Here is a 19,290-nt window from a genome sequence, read left to right as displayed (position 1 = left end):
CCTTTCTTTTTCTATAACTGTACCTCAGTTCCCTCTGTGAAGGGTACTCTAATTTTCCTATCCTCTTAAATGCTGATGTGGTCTAGAAGTTGATTCATCATAACTCATTCAAATTTATCTAAATCTAGTATCTGATACATCTGCTTAGCATAGTCCTTATGAAGAAGATTTGTTGCTTGCTCTAGCAAAATAAAAATTACTTGATACCTCTAATCACGTACCTCTCATCATAGATTTTATAAATTACAAATAATCGTAATCCACCTACTTGTCGTCACGATGCAAACCGCTATATATTATCAGCTACTGATCCTTTTTAAACGTTGGATAGAATTTGTTTATATAGGAGGTGAAAGTTTTGACATCAATGCTACAGCCCCGTTATAATGCATCTGTGGGACTCAAAAGGTTTGGGAGTTCAAAGCTCCACTGGAGCTTTGAAATAAAAAAGCGAGAGATTTAGCTACGTTTCACTAACAAACTTACACACTCAACATGTGGTGCTAGTATACTCCTATATTAAAGAACGAAAGTAACTGAGTTGTTGTTTAAAATTAAAATGTAGAATGAAACTATTTTATAGTTACCATTTTTCAACTTTATAGCTGATAATTGTCACTTAAAAAATTTACTTGCTAACTTGTAAACTTGTTGAGTCTCTTTACTTTTAACGTCCCAACTACCAAATTCTTCTTTAATCAACTCTTTTATTATTCAGCTTTTTTCTCAATCAAATACCAACTAGGAATGATTTGCTTCATATCATCATACCATTCTAAAATTTCCTTAGCTTGATTTTGCATTACTGCTATTTCTTCAACTCCGTAAGGTACAGCCCAGGGAAGTGCTCCCACTAAGTTACTTAGAATATAGATAGCGAGAAGCTTCCAAAATAAATCCGGAACCTTATGATCAAAATATCCATCTATCATACCAGACGCAAAAGAGGGAGAGACTTGAGCAGACCATACAATACGATTGAATTCCTCCCAAGGATCTCCAAGATCAAATCGATCAAAGTCAATGACATAAATTTCTCCATCTTCACCAATCATGAAATTCCCGATATGATAATCTCCATGTTGGAAAACCTGAGGTCTATCTTTTAACAATTCTCTATTTGCATTTAAAAACTCAATAAAGGTCTGACCATTTTCATATTGAACGGGACATTCTTTGTATTTGGAGATTTTGTCATCAATTTTTCGATTATAAAAAACCTCCCAATCTTCACGAACTTCTGTAATAGGGAGTGAATGAATTTTTCGAAGGATACTTCCTGCTTCTACTCCGTAAGTGTATTGTTGTTCTTTCGAAACAGTTAAAATGATCTCTCTTGCATCCTTCCCGTCTATCCATTCATGTAAAGAATGAACTTCGTCATCGCAGAGTTCAATGCTAATTGGTTTACACATCGGAATTCCAAGAGAAGCTACTTTCTCCATCATATCAAATTCAAATTTTTTAGAATCTAACTTCTCCTTATCAGAAACACGCAAGAAATATTTTTGCTGATTTTGATCTGTCACACAATATTTCTTATCATCTGACCAGCCTTTATTTATGGCTATCTTACTACTAAAATCCATCAAGCACTCTCCGATTCACTTTCCAACACTTCTTGCAGTTTTCACTAGTAACCCATCCAGTTCGTCTACACTTTAGTTTCCTATATGCAAAAATATCTTAATAATGCGCTATCTAGTTGCTTTCCCTAATAATAAAATTAAAATGTGTCTCACCGTATCTGAAAGCTGATAAACTAAATCGTTATAAAATTCAGTTGATGATTTAATAATCATATCGATTGTTTCCATACTTCCTGGTTTCCTAATCAACTTTCAAATATATAGCGTTTTCATTTTTTTCTTGTCCTATTATATCATTATTCAAAATAAAAAACTGCAACTTACTAGTTGCAGTTAAACACAGATTTTCTTCCGTTCCTTCTAGAAATTTATAAGTTAACTTTTAGAATTTGTTCAGTTATCAAAGTTCATTTAGCTTTCTACTATGTACGATTCTTGCTTGATAGCGGAGTAAATTTTCTATTCTACACCAAAAGCAAAAAGGATATATTTTTAATAAATTCCATTTGAAAACAATTCCTGTTCTATTATAGTAATGGTAATTCTAACTTTACACTTGCACCATGTTTATCCGAGTTGTTTTCTAATATGATGCGTCCATTATGTAATATCATTATTTTCCAAGAATTATATAAACCTAAACCATAGTTTGTAGCTGAATGTCTACTCTTATCTCCACGGTAAAATTGCTCCGTTCCTCGTTTTAAATCCTCATTAGAAAATCCTGGGCCTTCGTCTATCACAGATATTGAAAGTATCTTATCTGTAGTCATTATTAGTAATTCAATGTTGGATTTGTCTGGTGAATATTGAATAGCATTACTAAATATATTTTGAATGACTCTTTCAAATAATTGTACATCTATCATTACATCTGAATCTTCACAATTAATAGATTTAGATATAGTACGGTCATGTATTAGTGTAATCTCTCTCGCTATTTCACTAACTCTTTCGATTATTTCTGACACCTTTACTTTTTTTAAATTCAACGAGTTTAATTTAATTGACTGATTCATCTCCATCAGAGCTTTTGTATAATCTGATATACGTGTTGAATTTTTTATAATGTACTCTACATAATCTTTTTGTTCATCAGTTAGATCAGTTACCTTTAACAATTCAGCATTACCTTGGACAATAGAAACCGGAGTTTTTAAGTCATGCATTAATGCCGATATCTGACTTCTCTTATTCTCTTCTTTAATCCAATTTTCTCTTAATGAATCACTTAAGGCTTTTTTCATTATATCAAGGCTATTTAAGACATCATTAAATTCTTTGATATTTGAACTTCCTATTTCAAAGTCTAATTCTTGGTTGGCGATTTTATCTGATGCCTCTAGCATTGGCGATAATTGCCTTGTTATTCGTTTTGCCCAGATTAGAGTAGCCACAAATGCACTCATTAAAAAGAAAATGATTAATAAAAATATTAATAGTAAATCTACGCTAGGGAAATATTTTTCCATCCAATCATTATTGTAGTGTGGCTCTAGTGAATAATGGATTAATACATATCCATCATTCCTTTTAAATTCTATAAATGAAGAAGATGGAGTTGAAAATCCCTCATGATTGTGAAAATTCTTAGCTTTCAGTTGAATAGCTTCATCCATATTAGTTTTTATCACTTCACCATCTGGCGATAAAAACATATAGCTAGCTCCTTTAGGTATCAATGCTTCATCAAAGTCTATTTTATTTAAAATTTTATATTTATTTTCTTGTAATAAATTTTCTGTATGGTTAGCCGGAATAATCAAACCAACACTATAAAACGCTGTAAAAGTTAATAAAGCTAGTACGATGGCACATCCTAAACCAACTCCAACAGTCATTAAGTATTTAAGAAATACTATTTTGAGTGACTGTCCTTTTCTAATTAATTCCATTTATAACCAATCCCCCAAACTGTAGAAATTGGATTTTCACCAAATTTTAAGAACTTTGCTCTAATATTTTTTACATGTTCTGATATGGCAGAAGAATCACCAATCCCATCAAATCCAAAAATCATTTCATATATTTGTTCTCTTGAAAAAACTTGTCCCTTTCTCTTTGCTAAAAGCTTCGAAATTTGATATTCAGACTTTGTCAGATGAATTTCTTCCTCCTTCACAAATACTTGATTGGAGGATAAATCAAATCTTATATTCCCTAGGTTTAAACTCGAATGTTTTTCTCTTTGTTCTCTTCTCAGATGAGCTTCTACCCTTGCTAACAATTCACCAACACCAAATGGTTTGGTAATATAGTCATCTCCTCCACTTAATAAGCCATCTACTATATCCGTTTCCATTGCTTTTGCAGTTAAAAAGATAATCGGACAATCCACTTTGCTACGTATATTTTTACAATAGCTGATTCCATCAACCTCTGGCATCATTACATCAAGTAATATTAAGTCATATTTCCCCAAACTATTTTCATCAATATCTACCGTGGTTTGGTAAATATCAACAATATGGTCTCCTTTTATTAAAATATTCTTGATTAGAGTCAGCATATCTAATTCATCATCTATAGCAAGAATTCTTGCCATACCAAACTACCTCCATATTTATAAATATTTTATTATTATACCATATTCCATTTACAAATACATTTAGAGCTATTATTCACTGATTGACTTTCCACCCCACCTATTGAACCATAATAAAGAGCCAGTAAAAATGACTACTGTAATAGGTATTGCTACATATCCCCACATGGTAAACTCTTTAATTAAATATGAGCTATCAGCCAATTCACTTCCAACAATATATGTTGCAGATAATCTCGATGCCCAAGTACAAGGTAAAAAATACCAGATGTTTTCACCTAAATTGGTTATTGAAAGTAAAGCAATCAATGTTTCTACAAATCCCAATCCAATAGATGCACCACCACCTAACATAATTGATACCCACAAATGAATCATATATGTAGATAAACATCCTATAAAAACTAATAATAATTCAATTAACCAAGCCATAGTCCCTTGATTACCAAATAGCATTGCAAAGATAAAAACTGCTAAACTTATAGAAAATAGGAAACTCAATAAGAGCATTATAAGTTTTCCACTATAAGCTTTACTTCTGGATTTTGTAGTTGATAGAATCACTTGAAATCGTCCAGCACTTGCTTCCATGTCAACAACCTTAGATGTGATAACACCAAATATTATTGGTAAGATAGCACCTAAAAGCACAAAATAATTCAGTATGATATCCATATCAGAAAAATTTTTTAGACTTGTAAATGTTGCTGCCCAATAAAATATTAGAGCATATAAAACAGGTAAGATAAAGTGAGCCCATGGAATCCAAGTATGCTTCAATTTATAAAACTCTGATTTTAATATATTCATCATTACTTCACCTCTTGCTTAGAAAACCATTTTGCAGTAATGAAAGTCAATAATGTAAACAAACATATTGATAAAATACAAGGAACAAGTAAGGATGTGTTTAAAATCATTGGATTTGATACTTCTGTTGGGATACCGTTCGGTAAAATACGCATAACGGGTACCATCAATCTAATCCCCCAAGAATAAGGGCAATAAATCCACATAGAACCGTCAGCTAACAAAATTCCTAACACAAGACCTAATACAGCATTTACTACAATGCTTGCTATAAACCCAAACTTTTTAGCCAGGAAAAAACAAAATGGAACTTGCCATATGTTAGTTATAACCAATAATACACTTGCGAATAATAATGTCGTGAATGCATAGTTTCCTGTTAATTGTTCTCCAATGAAAAATTGAAAAACAAATACTCCTAGCATATGCAAAATAGCAGTTATACTTAAATAAATTGAAGCTGTTAATATTTTTGAAATCCATATCTTTTTTAAATCAATATTGAGTGGAAAAATTGCTCGGTAGTTTAATTTTCTCTCTTCTTTTCTATGCATCATTGCAGGTATTAAAGCGAAAGTTGCCGGCATTAAAATCACATACCACCAATTGTATGCGTTTACGCTAAAATATGATGGCATTAATACAAATGCATTTAGTAAAGCTATAATCGGGGCAATGAGTAATATCTTCAACAAAAAGCTATGTTTGTGTTTCAAATTTTCTGCAAAAATATAATTTTTCATTAAGCTACACCCTCTTTCCATTCTTTACAACATCCATAAAAAGTTCTTCTAAATTTTCATTATGATTAATTGTGTTTTGATATTTTAATTCTCCATCATGAATAATTCCTATATGATCAGCAGTTTGTTCCACTTCTGCTAAAATATGACTAGACAGAATTACTGTTATTCCTTTTTTTGGAAAGCTTCGTATTAAATCTCGTAATTCTTGAATTCCTAATGGATCTAATCCGTTTGTCGGTTCATCTAGTATCAATAGTTTAGGATTATTTAATAAAGCAATTGCAATACCTAATCTTTGTTTCATCCCCAAAGAAAACTGACCGCTTTTCTTTTTTCCGGTATTTTTTAAATCTACAATTTCTAAAACTTCATCAATTCTTGCTTCAGGCAATCCAAGTAATAATGTTCTAACTTTAAGATTTTCTCTTGCACTTAAATTTTCGTATAAGGGAGGCATCTCGATTAAAGCACCAATATCTGATAAATCATTTCTACTCCATTCATGTCCTTCAAACATAATTTGACCTGACGTCTTGTGTAACATACCTGTAATCATCTTTAATGTCGTAGATTTACCTGCACCATTAGGTCCTAGTAATCCATATACTGAATTTTCCTCAATTTTTAATGACACCTTATTTACAGCTTTTTGTTTTCCAAAAATTTTTGTTAGCTCATTTGTTTCCAAAATATATTTGCTCATATTTTGTTCCTCCTTTATTTTGTAAATAGTATAAAAAATATTTTTAAGGATTCTGTAAGGAAAAAATATTTTTCAAAAAGTAGCAAGAAAATTCTAATTTATTAAATGTTTTGCATTTTTTTCTTTAGTCTTTTATGCCATATTTCATATACATCATAAATCAAAAAGGCAGAACTAGAGTCCTGCCATAAATAACCATTATTTATCTTACAACTTCAATCTCCACCTTTGCTCTAAATCAAATTTTAAGGAATTGAAATATTCTCTTTCTAATCTATAACTATACCTATACCTATTCTGTTCGAGTTTCAGCTAAATATATTCCCCATTCAGATAATTCTGTAGGCAAATCATAAACAGTTTTTCCATTACTTTCATAGATTTCAGAGATTCCTGGTGAGGTCTTAGAAAAAGTTTTCCAAGCTGTCACTAGTTCTTCAACAAATTGAATATTATGAGGTTCAAAAAAGTCATTAAATTTCGATAGTTCTTTACTATAAATTGTCACAACATTATAGCTATCAAGCATGATCTCATCATGACTTTTATGCCCACCAAATCCAAACTTACTTAGTCCATCATTAACAAGCAAATCACCGTATCTAATCAACAGTGCTAGGCATTCCTCTCTTGAACAACCATCAATATAATAAACATCCTTATGGGATTCATTGATAATGTTTGATACTATCACTTTTTCTCTATCAATACTGACAGGCAATTCCAAAATAAAAAACAAGGGCTCGTCATGAATCGCAATAAAGTGTTGAAAAACCTCTAATATTTTTTCTGCGTGTACATTCGCCATCAAATAATGTTCCGTTAACTTTGTAAATGATTCAAACAGGTTTTCTACCAAGCTAACTCGGTGACCTTTTACTAAGTTCAACATTACTCGTCCTCCAAAGAATTAAAACAATATCCACATTTATAATCTCATTATACCATTAAAACAAAAAAAGACTGAAACTTCCCAGTCACAGTCTCTTATAAATCTACCTCTGTTCCTCCAAGGAAAGTTATTACAATTTGTCCAGCCTCTGAAATAGATTGATAGCATGTCAGACTATAGTATCCAGAAGCCCAATTTGAACTATTACTCTGATTCTTACCCTCTATTCGATTAGAGAAGCTACCTTCACGCTTTTCATTATTCCTTTCGTTCAAAGGTTTCTAATCTTTTACAAGCAGTGATACCGCCTCAACGTGGGTTTTAGAGGACTAAATGGAGTCTGAATTGCCTGATAGAGATGTAGTATTGATTAAGCAATCAACAAATAATGTACAAAACAAAAATAAAGTACACTGCTTAATGAGTGTACTTTATCCTTCTAATTCAGTTTTATCAATGGTTTAGATCTAGTTAAGTCGATTAGTTAAATGAATTTAGGCTATTGCTTTTTATAACGACTATAAATTGTATGTTCAATGCTATAATTTATCTTCCGAATCTACTTCTTCATAATTTATCGGAATTAAAGCAACTTCACTGCTTAGACTAGTTTGTTTTTCATTTTCACTTATTTGAATGGCATTTTTGAGTGAAAAAATAACTTCTCTTACAAGATTTAATAAATCTAATGCAAACTCTTGAAGTTCAAATTCAGTTAGATACAGTCTAGTTTCATTATTATCATCACTTCCATCAAAAAAATTCAATGTTATATTAGTAAACCTGTGCTCTAAATAATTTCTAATAAGTTTCAATCGCTTTGAGTTTGGATTAGCTGTTAAAGAATTATCACCATTATCAAAATCTTTCGCTATCCAAAATATAGATGACAGACCAATGTTCTTATTCAAACATTTATTTAAATCGCTATTAGGCCTCCAAATTGAATGAAAATTTACTTGTCTAGTCTCAATTTTTAGAGAATAATATTCATTTATAAACATTGCAACTTTATCTAGTAATGAATATAGTGTTTTAAAAGCAGCTTTTAAACCTTCAACTCTGATAGAGTATTGTACGTAGTCTAGACAATCAATAAGATTAACATTCTCGTCAGCATAATGAACCGAATCAACCTCATTGCTATTAAAACAGAGGTAACGCGCATAAACATATTCTTGCTTAATTTGATTAAACATAGAAATATATTTGTTTAAATCTTTATCCGATTGAAATAATAAACTTGGTAGTAAAAGATTGTCATCATATCTATTTATATCGTCAGCTTGTAAGTCATCAAGTGGATTAAGATACAGCCCGTTGTTCCAACACCATTCACGATACTTTTGTGAATTAGGATTATAATCGATTGTTTTACAAGAACATTCATCTAAATCTTTATAATCAAGATATTGTTCGTAAAGTTTAATAAATTGCTTTTCTGCATTATCAACTCTGTTTGGATCTGAAACAGTTATACTTGTTTCTATTAAATTTTTAATTCTTTTAATAAAGTGAATGTGTTCATTATCATTCAAAAAATTACGATAATGATGTAGACAAATAGCCAAGTTACCACTAGCCATTGTGAATCTTGGATTGATTTGTATACATTTACAATACATCTTAATAGCTAACTGTTTTCTACCACAAGCATCTAATAGATTTGCGTAATTGGTGTATAGTGAACATAATAATGGGTAAATAAAGCTATTGTTCTCAGGATTTATATCAATATTATTTGAAATTTTGATAGCTTTTCTAAAGTAATAAATTTGTTGAACTGTACAATCGGTATCTATGTTGAATACTAGGTTATCACTTAGTTCAAATATATCACCATATGCTGTCCCAATAGAATAAAATAAGTGAATTTTGGAAATGTCATCAATAGTATTTTCCATATTTTTTCCAAATTTTATTAGTCTATAGATTTCCTCTATATTTTCATGTTTAAAAGCATTATCGAAATCCATTGACAATTTAAGTACACTATGATTAATTGGATTATTTGTTAACATCTTCATTCCAAACTAAATATTTCGATTTTAAATTTGATTTTCCTTTATTTTCCTGTTCTTCAACTAACATATCAGATAAAAACTCTTTTATCATGTCCCAATTAAAATTCTCTTTAAATCCTCTACTACCATCAGAAGGAACATTTAATGAAAATGTTGCAAATACGGTTTCACAAGTTCTTCTTGGAAATTTTGCTAAGTAAGAATCAAAAAATGAATTTGAATACCTATAATGATGGCTATGAATAAAGTCTTTCCATGTATTTAGCATAGTCGCTTCGTCTACAATATCTATTACGGAAACTTCTTCAAGTGGTCTGTCTTCAATATTTCCCCATGCTTTTTTCATTAAATTAACAGCATCTACATCGCTCTTAGGAGCACTGTATCCAAAAATAGTTAACATATATGAATCATCTATAAGGATATCTAATGCTTTCCAACACCAATTTATGTATCCATCGGAAGAATAGTCTTTATTTTTAACTGGATATAATAATTTTGTTGGATAAAATTTATTATGACACTTTGGACAGTAGTAATCTATTGTTCCAAACTCAATATGTTCTTCACAAAAACCAACAGCTACATTACCATGTAAACAAAGAATTTGTGGCAAGTTCGATGTAATTTTTGAACATCGAATATAAGCCTGTATAAGTAAAGGGTCCCAATTAAACGTAGCTATACAATCTTTATTAGTCAAACTTAATATTAAAAAATCATAAATTGTTGGTTCGTCAGGTAACTCCAACGAAGCAAAATAATCATAGAGTCTTTCTTCTAATTTTCTAACTATTTCGGAACACTCTTCTCTCTCAAATAATTCTGAATAGATATCCTCTAAATTTTCGATCTTTGTCTGTAATTCAACACCAGAAAGCATTTCTTCTAAATTTAGTTTTTTTAGCAATCCATTCATAACTGAAGAACTTTTTCCGTTTTTATCACCATTTGGAATTGCTGCAATAGTAGCACCAGCGCCTAGAATAACTGTATGCGATCTCATCTCATTTCTCCTGAAAGTCTTTTGACACTATTATACCACTGTATCTACTTTATCTATGCTTCAAATACTATTATTATAGCCATAAATATTTTAAATAAAATGTACAATTGAACCGTCACTCCTTCTACTGTTACTTGAGTAAAAAATGTACAAATCAATTTCTTAGATTTGATTATATGATGCACTATAAAACATACAAAATACCACTCTAGAATAATGTACAAAATATAAATAAAGTACACTTTTTAAAGAATGTACTTTATGCTTCTAATTCAGTTGTATCAATGGTTTAGCTCATGTTAAGTCAATTGTACATAAACTTTTAGTTTTTTATGAACCTAATAAGGCGCCTGGTGTGATACAAAAAAATAAAAGCAAATTCTGGTAATCTAGTTTCTCATAATCTAATTCTGTTTATGTGAAGTTTTCCTTGCTATTCATTTTTCTCAAACTCTTCATCTATTTGCAAGGTTATTTAAATCTAGGAGATGTTTCTTGTTATCTGATATCTCTTTAAAACCAAAAATCATTTCTAGTCGATTTAGTTAGGTTAGCAAGATATTTTAACTTCTATGAATGATTTTCTTTGTCAGTTCCTTCATTCTGAGGTCGTCGTTCAATACTACAGTATAAATGAACAAAAAGATTACATAAGATAAATTATGTAATCTTCTATAGATTTAAAAATAAACTTAATTGTTTTACGAATTCTGGATTGGTTGGCAATGCGGAATGATGGGCCTTACGACCAGTTAAATAAACTTCAGTATAGCAATTTTCGTTAAAAATCTTCTTTCCAGCCTGAGCGCTCTTTAGAGGTACGATCCCATCTGTTTTTCCTGCAAAATCACCTACGAAATTGAGAACTTGTACTTCTTTACCAATCCGATGTTTCCACTTTTGAAAATCTTCGTACATGTCTTGATTAAATAGATAGGGACTACCGATAATAGCAAGTTTTGTTAGCTTGAGCCTCTTCTTCTCCAAAAATCCACTTTCCAGAAATCCGGTCAATACCAAACCGCCATTTGAGTGTCCGACAGCCTGAAAGTCGGTAAAATAATAGTGATCCAATAGATGCTGAAAGGCTGTTTTAAGTGATTCAATTTGCTGCTTGATGTTGCTATAACCGTCGCGATTGTTTTCAAAGCCAATCACAATCATCGGATTACGGTCCTTGCTGTTCAGTCTTCCTTCCATCTGGATAGACTCATCTTTATTAACTTTTATTTTTAAGAGACTCTGCTTTTTTCTAGAATGGCGATGAAGCATGCGGACAGTTCCGTTGAAACGCTGAATACTGGCTGAACTACCAGGTACAAAGATGATCGGACTGATCGGTGGTTTCTTCGATCCTTTTGGAAATTCAAAGGGTTTGCTGTGCGAAGAAAAGAGTCTTGTAAAGAAACGAATGAGTTGTAGAAATAGTTTTTTTAACATGTTTCCTCTGTATCATTTCTAAAAAACCCGGAACAATGTCCCAGGCCCTTATTAGAAAGAGTTATTTCCGTTTTTTCTTGTTTTTGCGCATTTGTTTGGCCATTTTGTTCATGGCCCGTTTCATCATGAATTCGCCGGCTTTTCCTTTGAGACCACCACCGAACATTTGGCTCATATCCGGCATTCCAGCGCCTCCGCCAAGAGCTGACAAGTCAGGCATCCCACCTTGACCCATCATGCCTTCGAGGGCAGACATATCCGGCATTCCACCAGGCATGTTCTTCGGTAGATTATTTGGATTCAGCCCCATTTGCTTCATCATCTTGTTCATATCACCAGAGAGGACACCTTGCATCATCTGTTTGGCTTGGTTAAAGTCCTTGATGAATTTGTTGACTTCGACGAAGGTGTTTCCTGAACCAGCAGCAATCCTACGACGACGGCTAGGGTTCAAGAGATCTGGATTCTCCCGTTCAGCTGGTGTCATGGATGATACGATGGCGCGTTTGCGAGCAATTTCTCGTTCATCGACCTTGAGGTTCTTCATGGCGGGGTTATTAGCCATACCTGGAAGCATCTTGAGCAAGTCTTCCATTGGTCCCATATTTTGTACTTGGTCTAATTGATCAATGAAATCGTTGAAATCAAAGGTATTTTCCCGCATTTTCTCAGCGAGTTCAAGGGAACGTTTCTCATCGTATTCTTGAGAAGCCTTCTCAATCAGTGTCAACATATCACCCATACCGAGGATACGACCAGACATGCGGTCTGGGTGGAAGGTTTCGATATCGGTGATTTTTTCACCAGTACCAGTGAATTTGATTGGCTTCCCAGTAATCTGACGGACAGAAAGGGCTGCACCACCACGGGTATCCCCATCAATCTTGGTCAAGATCACCCCGGTCACTTCGAGTTGTTCATTGAATTCACGCGCCACATTAGCCGCTTCTTGACCAATCATAGCATCGACAACCAAGAGGATTTCATTTGGCTCAGCAAGGGCTTTGACATCCCGCAACTCGCCCATGAGTTTTTCATCGATTTGCAGACGACCGGCTGTATCGATCAAGACATAGTCATTGTGGTTGGCTCTTGCCTGCTCCAAACCTTGACGAACGATCTCTACTGCAGGGACTTCTGTACCAAGTGAGAAGACAGGGACATTGATCTGTTGACCAAGCGTCTTCAACTGGTCAATGGCTGCTGGACGATAGATATCGGCCGCAATCATCAAAGGACGTGCATTCTCTTCCTTGACCAATTTATTAGCCAATTTACCAGCAAAGGTTGTTTTACCAGCCCCTTGAAGACCGACCATCATGATAATGGTTGGAATTTTTGGAGATTTGATAATGTCTGCTGTCTCAGAACCCAAAATGGCTGTCAATTCTTCATCGACAATCTTCACGATTTGTTGGGCAGGGTTCAGGGTTTCAATGACTTCATGCCCTACGGCCCGCTCGCGGACGCGTTTGATAAAGTCTTTTACAACAGGAAGGGCAACGTCGGCCTCTAGGAGGGCTAGACGAATCTCTTTGGTTGCCTCTTGGACATCCGCTTCAGAGATTTTCCCTTTCTTTCGAAGATTTTTAAAGACGTTCTGTAAACGTTCGGTTAAACTTTCAAATGCCATTATTTTCTCCTATTTTTCAATTCAGTGGAAATCGTCCGAAATGTTGCAAACATTCTAGTTCTTCGGGTGTGACTTCTTTCATGATTTCATTTGGATATCCCCAACAGCTAAAACCTATTTGCATAGCTTTGGAGATATCATTGGGCGAGATAATTTGTAGTCGAGTAGGAAATACTCCCTCTGCGACTAATAGTTTGCAAGGTATTCCTTGATAAATGACGAGACTGCCCATAATCACTCCCGATTGTCAATGCTTGATAAAATTTCAACCTGCTCTTGTAGAAAAGTATCTTCCGGATAGCGTTCTAAAATCTGATCAAAAATCTGACTACGAACAATGTAATCGGAATACATATGGAGTTTCATTTCGTAGTCCTCCAAAATCTTTTCTGTACGTTTAATATTGTCATAGACCGCCTGGCGGCTCACTCCAAACTCTTCCGCAATCTCAGCCAAGCTGTAGTCATCAGCGTAATAAAGCTCGATGTAGTTCATTTGCTTGTCCGTTAAGAGCGCTGCATAAAACTCAAAGAGCGCATTCATTCGGTTGGTTTTCTCAATTTCCATACCTTTCATTATATCAAAAAAGCCCGCTAAAGACTAGCGGGACTTGATGCTTTTTGAGCTTGAAATAAGAGGATTGATCATTAGAGTTTTAGTGCTAACATATTGACTGTCATCCCTGCTGCAGTTCCCATCAAGAAGATGGTATCTCCCTCCTTCACATAGCCGTGATCAAGCGCATAGGCTAAACCGAGAGGCACGGCTACCGAAACCATATTGCCATAATCGCTGACAATATTGAGGTACTTGTTTTTGCCAACGCCCAATTTGTCCATGACGAGTGGCAAGGCGCGACTTGCTTGGTGAGGAATAATATAGTCTACAGCATCTTTAGAAATGCCTGATTTTGCTTGGAATTCTTGGAACATTTCTGGGATAACACGAGCAGAAAGTAAGAGAATTTTCTTCCCTTTCATGTCAAACATGAAATCAGTCTTGGTTGCTTCAGAGTATAATTTCGGATGATAAGCTGTCAAACCACCTCGAATTTCGGTATCATGGGCTCCCTCAGACCAGGTACGTTGCATGCTAGCAATGATTCCTTTGTCTTGGCTTGTCGCTTCAAAAATAAAGGCAGCTGCTCCATCGCTAAATAATTCAAAACTCTCTTTTTGTTTAGGATTAAGGCCAAGACTTCCTACTTCACTGGATACAATGAGAACCCGTTGGTATTCACCACCTTCAATCAGATAGGAAATGGTGCTTAAGGCTGATACAAAACTAGTACAGGTGGTATTGATATCCATGGCAGGAATCGTCAGTCCCTTGGCTACGCGCTCATGGATCAGAGCAGCTGTACAAGGGATGGGCTGAACACCAACCGCACTAGCCGAAACCAGGCAGTCGATATCTGTCATTTCAAGCCCTGCATGTTTTAAAGCAGCTTTAATTGCACGCGCTGCTAGATCAATCTGAGTTTCTTCTCCTTCTTTCACCCGGTAACGAGTCTGGTCTTTGAAGGTCACTGTATGAGCTGGAAGCGCTGTTCCATAGCCTTTAATTTGCAGATGTCTTTTTACTGTAGTCATAGGATTCTCCTTTTATTGAAGTCGTTGAACACGTTTTAATTTTCGTGTTGGGTCCCATTGGTAATCGATAAATTGAATACTTGGGAGGATGAATTGTTTTTGTTGAGCTAAGAGTTCAAATTGGGCAAAGATCGCTTTCTCAATAAAGTCGGAACGATGACTCAAGGCGATGGTAATAGATCCATCCGCCAGCTGAGTCACTTGATAATCCTGAATATTTTCAACGAATAAAATGCACCGACGAATAAAATCTGGATAGATGGTTTGGCTATTTCCATCAACTTTTTTGAAATAGAAGATATCGTCCGATCGTCCTTCTATTTTCGCGATTCGAGTAAAAACGGATCCACAAGGACAGGGTGACTTTTCTTCTACTAAAATATCATTGAGGCGGTATCGAAAGATGGGTTGACTCGTTCGTTTAAAATCTGTAATCATCGGATAAAATCGGTGATCATCTAGATACTCTTTTTCGATATACAATATATCTTCATTGAGGTGAAGATGACCTTCTGAACAAGTACAAGCTAAAAACCCTTCTGTTGCTTGGTAGACCTGATCAACCTTATCTAGTTGAAAGGCTTTAGCGATTGTCTGAGCATCTCTATCCTCTAGGATCTCTGCAACAGAGACAACCTTAACGGGTTGAATATCTAGTTGTTGATTGCTGACATAGTTAGCTAACTCCATCAATGTCGAAGCTGGCGCCACCATAATGGTGGGTTGATAGTCTTTGAGACGCTCCAAATGCTCCTTACTATCTTTGAAGATATCAAAATACTCTAATCGAATAAGGGACGAATTAATGGTTTGATAGAGTTCGTTATCAGCACGTAAGAAAAAAGCAATGCGATGACCAAACAGGTTTCCTTTCGGTAGCATCTTGGCTAGAATTGCTGCAGCCCACATACTTCTTTCTTTTTCTGTGGTGACAAAGACCCCTCGGTGACCGGAGGTTCCAGAAGACAAACCTACTGCTACTTCTCCATTCATCTCGGTAAAATCTCGTGTTTGTTCCCCACGTATGGCCATCTCTAATGCCTGATCACGATCCACCCCCAGAGTATTGAGTTCATTGAAATGCGTCATCATGAAATTCTTATCCATAGTCCCAAAGGATTCAGGAGAATGGGTTTGAAAATAGGGAGAATGAGAGGTGATAAAAGCATGGTAGCGAGCCAATTGCTTTTTTTGGTACTTTTCTAAGGTTTCCTTTGAACGGAATCGATGGCACCATCTGGTTTCAATAAAGGTTTTGAGAAAGACTGTTTTTTTCATTTAAAATCCTTTCAATCCGTTCTTGCGGGTCGTGGCTGACCACAACTTGAATGCCCTCTTGTAATAGTTTCTCTAGCAAATCTGCCCCCTGGAGATAGGCCTTCTTATTGTCCTGTACAAAGGAAGGAATGAGACGCATTTTTCGTGTGTAAGGCAAGAGATCCACTCCCCAGCATAGATCTGCACCTATATAGAGTTTCAGCTCATCCATATACAGACACGCCTGCCCTCTTGCATGCCCATCGATAGATGATACGAGAATACTCCCATCACCAAATAGGTCCGCAGTCGGGCGGTAAGGGAAAGCAGGATGCCTTTGATCTGCTTTGAGACAAGTCACCCGATCTTTGAAATCAGCTGGAAGAAACTCTTTAAAAATCAGATCTTTGAATTTCGGCTTCTGGTACACTTCATAGACTTCCTGAGTGACAAAGAAATGAGCATTTGGAAAAAGTGCTGCTCCGCCGAGATGATCCGGGTGCAGATGCGAAAGAATGACATAGGAAATGGCTGCTGGATCAATGCCACGCTCTTGCAATAAATAATCGATCTGGTCTTCTTTTTTCATTTGCATAGGGGTAGCCAGACGATACCAGAAATAGCGTGCTTTTTTCGTGATCTCATAATGATAGCCGGTATCATACAAAATATAGCCATTTTCACGATGATGAATCAAAAAGACACCTGCTGGAAATTGTAATTTTTCGTTTTGAATCCCTTTAAATAATAGACCAGAATGACTGCTACAAAAGCCTGCTGGAAAATAATCAATGTGCTCGATCATGTTGGACATACTTATCAATCCCTTCTTCAATGGTTATTTTTGGATAGTAGCCAAGTTCTGTTTGGGCCTTTTGAATAGCGAGAGTTTGGCTATAGCGAAGGAGATAATAGGTGTAGCGAGTCAAGGGGGGTTCAGCTTTCAGATGAAATAATCGATAGACTCCTTCAAGGCTGTAGGCCACACCTGCTACTAGACCTGCTGGAATCTTCCGATAGCGAATGGGTTCTCCTAATCCTTTTAGTGTGGTTTCAATCAAATACTTAAAGGTCTTTGGTTCTCCATTTGTAATATTATAAACCTGTCCGTGTGCCACTTTTGCTTCCAGAGCTAAGCGAATGGCTAGGGCGACATTTTCCACACAGGTCATATCCATGAGCTGCTCTCCTCCTCGAATCAACGGAATCCCAATTTTTCTACTGAGGCGTAAGACACGAGGTAAAATACTGGTATCCCCTACTCCAAATAGTCCTCTTGGACGCAAGATGATACTTGGCACATCTGGATAGTCAGAAAAAAGTTTTTCAGAGGCCAATTTACTTCGGATATAATTGTTGAGGTGGTTTTCTTTGGGAGCATCACTTTCCTTAATATCCAATTGGTCTTTTCCAGCCGCGTAAATACTGGGAGAAGACACATAAACCAAGCGTTTTACTGCATATTCACGACTCAAGTCAAGGACATTTTGGGTGCCGATGACATTTGCCTGATAAAAAGCCTTCCAAGGTCCCCAAGCAGTAGATAAGGCTCCTGCATGAACAACAGCATCAATGTCCTGAAAAGCTTGTCTTAGTTCGTCAATAGAGCTCAAATCTCCTTTAACAAATTGGACACGCTCGCTTTCCAGAGCCTTCCCAACTTTTTCGTTTCGGCCAAAGGCTACAATGGAATAGTCGTGATCCAATAACTCCTTAATCACATATTTTCCAAGGAAGCCAGTCGCGCCTGTTACAAGAATCTTCATAGTTTTCCATCCGTTCCACGTCTTAATAATCGTTGAATTTCAAACTCTAAGGTATCCAACGGTTTGTAGGTTTTTGATAGTTTATTTAGTCTCGCTAACTCTTCCCAAGATTCTTTTTCTAACAGGGCGTTAAAACCTGCTTGAATCTCTTCGGTGCGATTGCGATGAGCTTGAAAAGCAATCCCTGCTTCTACTCCTCGAATGGCATAGTCAAATTGGTCATAGTCATGTGGCAAGATCAAGGCTGGTTTTTTAAATTCGATACACTGATAAAAGATTCCAGCTCCTCCGTGGTGAATAACATAGTCCATCTGCGGAATGTATTCCTTATATGGCAGATAAGAGGCAATTGTCACATTTGGTGCTACTTCTTCTTCAGAAAAGTCTTTTGCCCCATCTCCCAAGGTGACCAAAAAGTGGCATTCTGGATGGTCTTTGGCCAACTGCTTGGTTTGCTCTAGCAAGTTTTCCTTTGCCCAAGGCAGCTGGGTTCCACACGTCACGAGGATCTTCTTTTTGTCCTCATACGGACTGAGGTCCAAAGGGTAGTCTTCTGCTTTTTCAAGAGAAGTTCCCAAGGGGCCAAGCCACGCATATTGATGAGGGAAGTGTGTCTTCAACTCTAGCTCCATCATACCAATTCCAAAGATGGCATAAGGAGAGTAAATAGTTTCCACTCCATTTTGATTGTACAACTTGAAATTGTAACGTTTTAAGCGTTTGCGTAAGAGGAAAGCCACGCAGTATTTCCCAATACGCGTGAGTTTTCTACATAGGGCTTGGATCTTTTCTTCCTTCTTGGTTCTCGCAATTCCCATCCCTCCAAAAAAGCAAGGAGGACCATAGGGAGTTTCGATTGCAAATTGAGTTGCCATGGTCGTAATCCAAGGGATTTCCAACTCTTCTGCTACAAAACCAGCTGATAAAGTGATAAAATCAGCAATTACAATGTCTGGGCGGTTGACGCGCCATTCTTCTAACAATTGATCCGAGACATGATTGATCAAATCAAGACTCTTGGACAATTGACGATAAGCTGAAAATAGATTGAGTTTCTTATCGTTATTCGCCGCACGTTCAAACTCTTCTACTTTGTCCTCTAGATTCGGAACCACTGTGAACCCGAGACTTTCTGCAACAGCCTTTTTCTGAGGTCCCGTGAAAACCCGGATCTCCATGGTTGGGTCATCCAATAAAGGTTTGACGAGATTTAAAGTCGGGTAGAGATGCCCACTCAGGGGAACAGCTACCACATCGATTTTAATTTTTTTCATTTGATTTCCGCCT

18 protein-coding genes are annotated in these 19,290 nt (G+C 35.7%); all 18 read right to left on the bottom strand.

What is annotated here, in order from left to right:
• Positions 1-710: 710 nt before the first annotated feature.
• Positions 711-1,589 carry an aminoglycoside phosphotransferase family protein gene (locus BTU61_RS09385; RefSeq protein ID WP_200773306.1) on the bottom strand — a complete coding sequence of 293 codons (879 nt, stop codon included), beginning with the start codon at positions 1,587-1,589 and terminating at the stop codon, positions 711-713.
• Positions 1,590-2,116: 527 nt separating this feature from the next.
• Positions 2,117-3,484, bottom strand: a complete 1,368-nt coding sequence (locus tag BTU61_RS09380; protein ID WP_200773305.1) for a sensor histidine kinase — start codon at positions 3,482-3,484, stop codon at positions 2,117-2,119.
• Positions 3,475-4,134, bottom strand: a complete 660-nt coding sequence (locus BTU61_RS09375; protein ID WP_004252839.1) for a response regulator transcription factor — start codon at positions 4,132-4,134, stop codon at positions 3,475-3,477. Before BTU61_RS09375 ends, BTU61_RS09380 begins: the two co-directional genes overlap by 10 nt.
• A 72-nt stretch (positions 4,135-4,206) precedes the next feature.
• Positions 4,207-4,947 (bottom strand): lantibiotic protection ABC transporter permease PcfG, encoded by a 741-nt coding sequence (gene pcfG, locus BTU61_RS09370; RefSeq protein WP_049492842.1) that lies wholly within the window; start codon positions 4,945-4,947, stop codon positions 4,207-4,209.
• The gene (gene pcfE / locus BTU61_RS09365) at positions 4,947-5,687 is read right to left on the bottom strand and encodes a lantibiotic protection ABC transporter permease PcfE (RefSeq protein WP_200773304.1); all 741 of its coding nucleotides are present in this window, start codon (positions 5,685-5,687) and stop codon (positions 4,947-4,949) included. Before pcfE ends, pcfG begins: the two co-directional genes overlap by 1 nt.
• Positions 5,688-5,691: 4 nt before the next feature.
• On the bottom strand, positions 5,692-6,393 hold the full coding sequence (pcfF, locus tag BTU61_RS09360; protein WP_200773303.1) for a lantibiotic protection ABC transporter ATP-binding protein PcfF: 702 nt from the start codon (positions 6,391-6,393) through the stop codon (positions 5,692-5,694).
• Between the two features lie 292 nt (positions 6,394-6,685).
• Complete coding sequence (locus tag BTU61_RS09355; RefSeq protein ID WP_200773302.1) at positions 6,686-7,285, bottom strand: hypothetical protein; 600 nt, start codon at positions 7,283-7,285, stop codon at positions 6,686-6,688.
• Positions 7,286-7,824: 539 nt separating this feature from the next.
• Positions 7,825-9,306, bottom strand: coding sequence for an LA2681 family HEPN domain-containing protein (locus tag BTU61_RS09350; RefSeq protein WP_200773301.1), 1,482 nt, complete (start codon positions 9,304-9,306; stop codon positions 7,825-7,827).
• The gene (locus BTU61_RS09345; protein WP_200773300.1) at positions 9,293-10,315 is read right to left on the bottom strand and encodes a hypothetical protein; all 1,023 of its coding nucleotides are present in this window, start codon (positions 10,313-10,315) and stop codon (positions 9,293-9,295) included. The genes BTU61_RS09350 and BTU61_RS09345 overlap by 14 nt, the downstream gene beginning before the upstream one ends.
• 672 nt (positions 10,316-10,987) lie before the next feature.
• Positions 10,988-11,755: an alpha/beta hydrolase gene (locus BTU61_RS09340; protein WP_200773299.1), complete on the bottom strand. Its 768-nt coding sequence runs from the start codon at positions 11,753-11,755 to the stop codon at positions 10,988-10,990.
• 61 nt (positions 11,756-11,816) lie between these two features.
• Positions 11,817-13,388, bottom strand: a complete 1,572-nt coding sequence (gene ffh / locus BTU61_RS09335) for a signal recognition particle protein (protein WP_200773298.1) — start codon at positions 13,386-13,388, stop codon at positions 11,817-11,819.
• Between the two features lie 16 nt (positions 13,389-13,404).
• Entirely contained in the window at positions 13,405-13,620 is a 216-nt protein-coding gene (locus BTU61_RS10285; RefSeq protein ID WP_049514330.1) for a hypothetical protein, read from the bottom strand.
• 2 nt (positions 13,621-13,622) lie between these two features.
• Positions 13,623-13,955, bottom strand: coding sequence for a putative DNA-binding protein (locus BTU61_RS09330; RefSeq protein WP_003001435.1), 333 nt, complete (start codon positions 13,953-13,955; stop codon positions 13,623-13,625).
• An 80-nt stretch (positions 13,956-14,035) separates the two neighbouring features.
• Positions 14,036-14,980, bottom strand: a complete 945-nt coding sequence (locus BTU61_RS09325; protein WP_200773297.1) for a 3-oxoacyl-[acyl-carrier-protein] synthase III C-terminal domain-containing protein — start codon at positions 14,978-14,980, stop codon at positions 14,036-14,038.
• A 12-nt stretch (positions 14,981-14,992) separates the two neighbouring features.
• A complete protein-coding gene (locus BTU61_RS09320; protein ID WP_200773296.1) occupies positions 14,993-16,258 on the bottom strand; it encodes a F390 synthetase-related protein in 1,266 nt (421 codons plus the stop codon).
• Positions 16,224-17,051 (bottom strand): MBL fold metallo-hydrolase, encoded by an 828-nt coding sequence (locus BTU61_RS09315; RefSeq protein WP_200773295.1) that lies wholly within the window; start codon positions 17,049-17,051, stop codon positions 16,224-16,226. Before BTU61_RS09315 ends, BTU61_RS09320 begins: the two co-directional genes overlap by 35 nt.
• Positions 17,026-18,003 (bottom strand): NAD-dependent epimerase/dehydratase family protein, encoded by a 978-nt coding sequence (locus tag BTU61_RS09310; protein WP_200773294.1) that lies wholly within the window; start codon positions 18,001-18,003, stop codon positions 17,026-17,028. Before BTU61_RS09310 ends, BTU61_RS09315 begins: the two co-directional genes overlap by 26 nt.
• Complete coding sequence (locus BTU61_RS09305) at positions 18,000-19,277, bottom strand: glycosyltransferase (RefSeq protein ID WP_200773293.1); 1,278 nt, start codon at positions 19,275-19,277, stop codon at positions 18,000-18,002. The genes BTU61_RS09310 and BTU61_RS09305 overlap by 4 nt, the downstream gene beginning before the upstream one ends.
• Positions 19,278-19,290 lie beyond the last annotated feature (13 nt).

The organism is Streptococcus lactarius, from assembly GCF_016642265.1.
Classification (GTDB): Bacteria; Bacillota; Bacilli; order Lactobacillales; family Streptococcaceae; genus Streptococcus; species Streptococcus lactarius.
This window is presented reverse-complemented; position numbering and strand designations above follow the sequence as displayed.